The sequence below is a fragment of the bacterium genome (assembly GCA_024224155.1).
In the GTDB taxonomy this organism is placed as follows: Bacteria; Acidobacteriota; Thermoanaerobaculia; order Multivoradales; family JAHEKO01; genus CALZIK01.
On sequence record JAAENP010000024.1, the window covers coordinates 1 to 2,981 of the forward strand.

General features: G+C 61.6%; 4 protein-coding genes. All 4 read right to left on the reverse strand.

Annotated elements, in window-relative coordinates; all coding sequences use genetic code 11:
* Positions 1-561: 561 nt before the first annotated feature.
* The 4 genes from GY769_02180 to GY769_02195 all read right to left on the reverse strand — a co-directional run bounded on the left by GY769_02180 (position 562) and on the right by GY769_02195 (position 2,938).
* On the reverse strand, positions 562-1,707 hold the full coding sequence (locus GY769_02180) for an IS91 family transposase (GenBank protein MCP4200727.1): 1,146 nt from the start codon (positions 1,705-1,707) through the stop codon (positions 562-564).
* Positions 1,704-1,895 (reverse strand): tyrosine-type recombinase/integrase, encoded by a 192-nt coding sequence (locus GY769_02185; GenBank protein ID MCP4200728.1) that lies wholly within the window; start codon positions 1,893-1,895, stop codon positions 1,704-1,706. Before GY769_02185 ends, GY769_02180 begins: the two co-directional genes overlap by 4 nt.
* Positions 1,799-2,575 carry a tyrosine-type recombinase/integrase gene (locus GY769_02190; protein MCP4200729.1) on the reverse strand — a complete coding sequence of 259 codons (777 nt, stop codon included), beginning with the start codon at positions 2,573-2,575 and terminating at the stop codon, positions 1,799-1,801. The genes GY769_02185 and GY769_02190 overlap by 97 nt, the downstream gene beginning before the upstream one ends.
* 123 nt (positions 2,576-2,698) lie before the next feature.
* Positions 2,699-2,938 (reverse strand): AAA family ATPase, encoded by a 240-nt coding sequence (locus GY769_02195; GenBank protein ID MCP4200730.1) that lies wholly within the window; start codon positions 2,936-2,938, stop codon positions 2,699-2,701.
* Positions 2,939-2,981: the final 43 nt, after the last annotated feature.

Below are 2,981 nucleotides of genomic sequence, written 5' to 3' on the forward strand. Positions count from 1 at the left end.
GAACGCCAGCGAGAATGCCATTCTGGTACCGATCGCATCGCTCTCGTCCTCACGGCATACTCACGGCCTCTCGCTCTTCATACACCGGAGCTCGCACGTCTTGAGCCGCCGAACAATAAAGCTTCTAACTGAAGGCCAAGCCAAGCTCTCCGCGTCATCCAGCACAGGAGCCGCCTTCAGTTGGAAGCGAGTTGTACGAGGCCGCCGGCTGGCACGGGCCTTGCGATTAGGACTTTGTATCCCTCAGCCAGGGGCGTCGTCGCGGTGGGCGAGACGGTCGGATGCAGGTGAGATCGCAGCATATTGGGGCCTCCCCGAGGCCGGGCAGGCTCTGTGAGCCCGTTTCCGAGCCGGCTGGAGGGATTTGACGGCCCGGAGCTTACCACAAGCCGCCGGCCGGACGCACTTCACCCAGGGTCCCGGCGAAACGGGACCGGAGGAAGGCGGATCAGTCTGTCAGCTCGCCAAGGCCAGGGCCGCGACCGGTGGAGCCCGGGCCGCGATCATCTGCAGGTCGGCCAGCGACGGCACTTTCTCCAGCACCTGGAGGTGTCCTTCGCCTCAGGCCGGGCAGAGAGTCGGATCGATGCCTGTCAAGCGCAGCATCCGTTCCTGCCAGGACTCCGGCTCCGACGGTTCATCGTTGGCCGCCGCCTGAGGATCAGGCTTCGTCTCGGTGACGACACCCAGCAGGTACCGACAGCGCTCCAGGTTGGTCGCCCGATGGCGATTGGCCAGCAGGCCGTAGTAGCGGATGCGGTGGAAGCCCGAGGGCAGCACGTGCATCAGGAAGCGCCGCAAGAACTCGGCCGCGTCGAGGCTCATCACCTTGACCTTGCCGTCGTCGCGGTAGTCTTTCCAGTCGAAGACCACGCGGTCGTCTTCCAAGCGTCGCAGTCGATCCTGGCTGATCGCCACCCGGTGGGTGTAGCGCGCCAGGTACTGCAAGCCGCGCTCGGCGCCGCCGAAGGGAGGCTTGCTATACACTACCCAAGGCGCGGTATACAGCTCGTCGAGCCAGCACCGAAAGGCGCTGGGTTCGTCCCTTGGACTAAGACGACGCGGAAACACAGGCTGTCCCTGTCGCGCCATCCTCCGGACCTCTTCGAGAAACTTGCCGCGGAAGACGCGGCTGAGGACCTTGACCGGTAGGAAGAAATCCCGCTTCGTTGCGATCCACCGTTGCCGATCCGGCGACAGCCCGCCGCCCGGCACGATGACATGTAGGTGTGGGTGAAGCTCGAGGTTCGAGCCCCACGAATGTAAGACCGCCAACAAGCCGATCTTGGCACCCAGGTGCTTCGGATCCTCGGCGATCTCCAGCAGAGTGTCCGCGGTGGTTCGAAAGAGCAAACTGTAGAGCGTCTTCGGAGCGCTCAGAAACAACGGGTTGAGTTGGTGCGGGACCGTGAAGACGAGGTGGAAGTACGGTACTGGCAGCAGCTCCTGCTGACGCTTCTCCAGCCAGCGCTCGCGCTCCAGCTTCTGGCACTTCGGACAGTGGCGATTGCGACACGAGTTGAAGCGCTCGCTGATCACGCCGCATTGGTCACAGACGTAGAGATGACCACCGAGATCGGCCGTGCGGCAGCTGGTGATGTCGCGGACGACGCGCTGCTCGGCGGCCGAGAGGCGCCCTACTTTCTGCTCGTACGCGCTCCGGTACTGGCGGAAGATCTCGGCGATCTCCAAGGGCCCGGCGCTCATTTCGGACCACCGTCCTCAGGCGGAACCTGCAGCAGTCGGTCGAGCGGATTGACCAGGCGGTTGATACCTTCCGAGGTCACTCTGAGGTAGATCAACGTGGATTGGATCGCCCGGTGTCCGAGCATGTCACGAATGTAAAGCAAATTGGCACCGTCTTCCATCGAGTGCGTGGCAAAAGCATGTCGCAAGCTGTGCGAGTCGCCTTCTTGCGGATCCCGGCCCGCCTCTTGTCCTCTTTGAAGACTTTTTGAAGTGTGCGCAGGACCGGAGGGTGCTGCTTGTCACGGCCGTAGAATAGCCACTCCTCTGGCCGGTAGGCTCTGTAGTAGGTACGTAGCTGCCCCAGCAGGCTCTTGGACAGAACCGTGTAGCGGTCCTTCCGCCCCTTGCCGTTGCGGACCAGGAGCTGCATCGACTTGCTGTCGATGTCGGAGACGCGAAGCCGCGCGGCTTCGCTCAAACGCAGGCCCGAAGAGTAGAGCACCATCCAGATCGTCTGGTACCCGAGATCGGTGGCGGCTTCGAAGAGCAGGTCGACCTCTTCCCGAGCCAGGACGACCGGCACCTTCTTCGGCCTCTTGTGCAGAGGCTGCTCCAGCCGGAACCCCTCCTTCTTGAGGACCTTCTGGAAAAGAAAGCGGATGGCGAAGTGGTGCTGGTTGATGCTCGAGCCCGAGTACCCCTCCTCGGTCATGTACAGTATGTACCGGCGAACGTCGTCGTGCGTCAGCTGGTTGCTCGGCTTCAAGGCATGGTACAAAAAACGCCTGGTTGCACTATGATAGGTCCGCACAGTCGCCGGGCTGTAGTCGGCCAGCTTCAGCTCCTCCTCCGTCCGTTTCAGGGTCGGTTCGATTCCGTACTTCATGATCAGCCTCCTTTGCAGGCTCGGGCGGAATTGCCCGAACCTCGAAGGCTACACATGAGCCCGGCGGCTACTGCCCCTCAGAGAAACTGCGACAGAGCGAGGCATGCCGGCAGAGAAGCCGGTTCAGATAGAGACGTCGAGGAGGGTTCCGGGGGCCGTGGGAGTCAGAGGATCCAGCCTATCGGCTGGTAGACCGGAGGGATACCGCCGCGAAGCGGCTTCGTGCAACACAAGCTCTACAGCAAGAAGAATTGTGCTCTTCCCCGATTCGTTGTCTCCGACCAAGACGTTGAGTCCGTCCTGAAGCGAAGTGTCAAAATCGTTGAAGCGTTTGAAATTCTGTAGTTTAATTCGCGTCAACATGATTCTTAGATCCAGTGATACCGCCAGCCCGTTAGTTCGAGTC

Coding starts and splice junctions, on each gene's coding strand:
- GY769_02180 (MCP4200727.1), bottom strand. CDS start 1,707: ATGAGCGCCGGGCCCTTGGAGATCGCCGAGATCTTCCGCCAGTACCGG.
- GY769_02190 (MCP4200729.1), bottom strand. CDS start 2,575: ATGAAGTACGGAATCGAACCGACCCTGAAACGGACGGAGGAGGAGCTG.
- GY769_02195 (MCP4200730.1), bottom strand. CDS start 2,938: ATGTTGACGCGAATTAAACTACAGAATTTCAAACGCTTCAACGATTTT.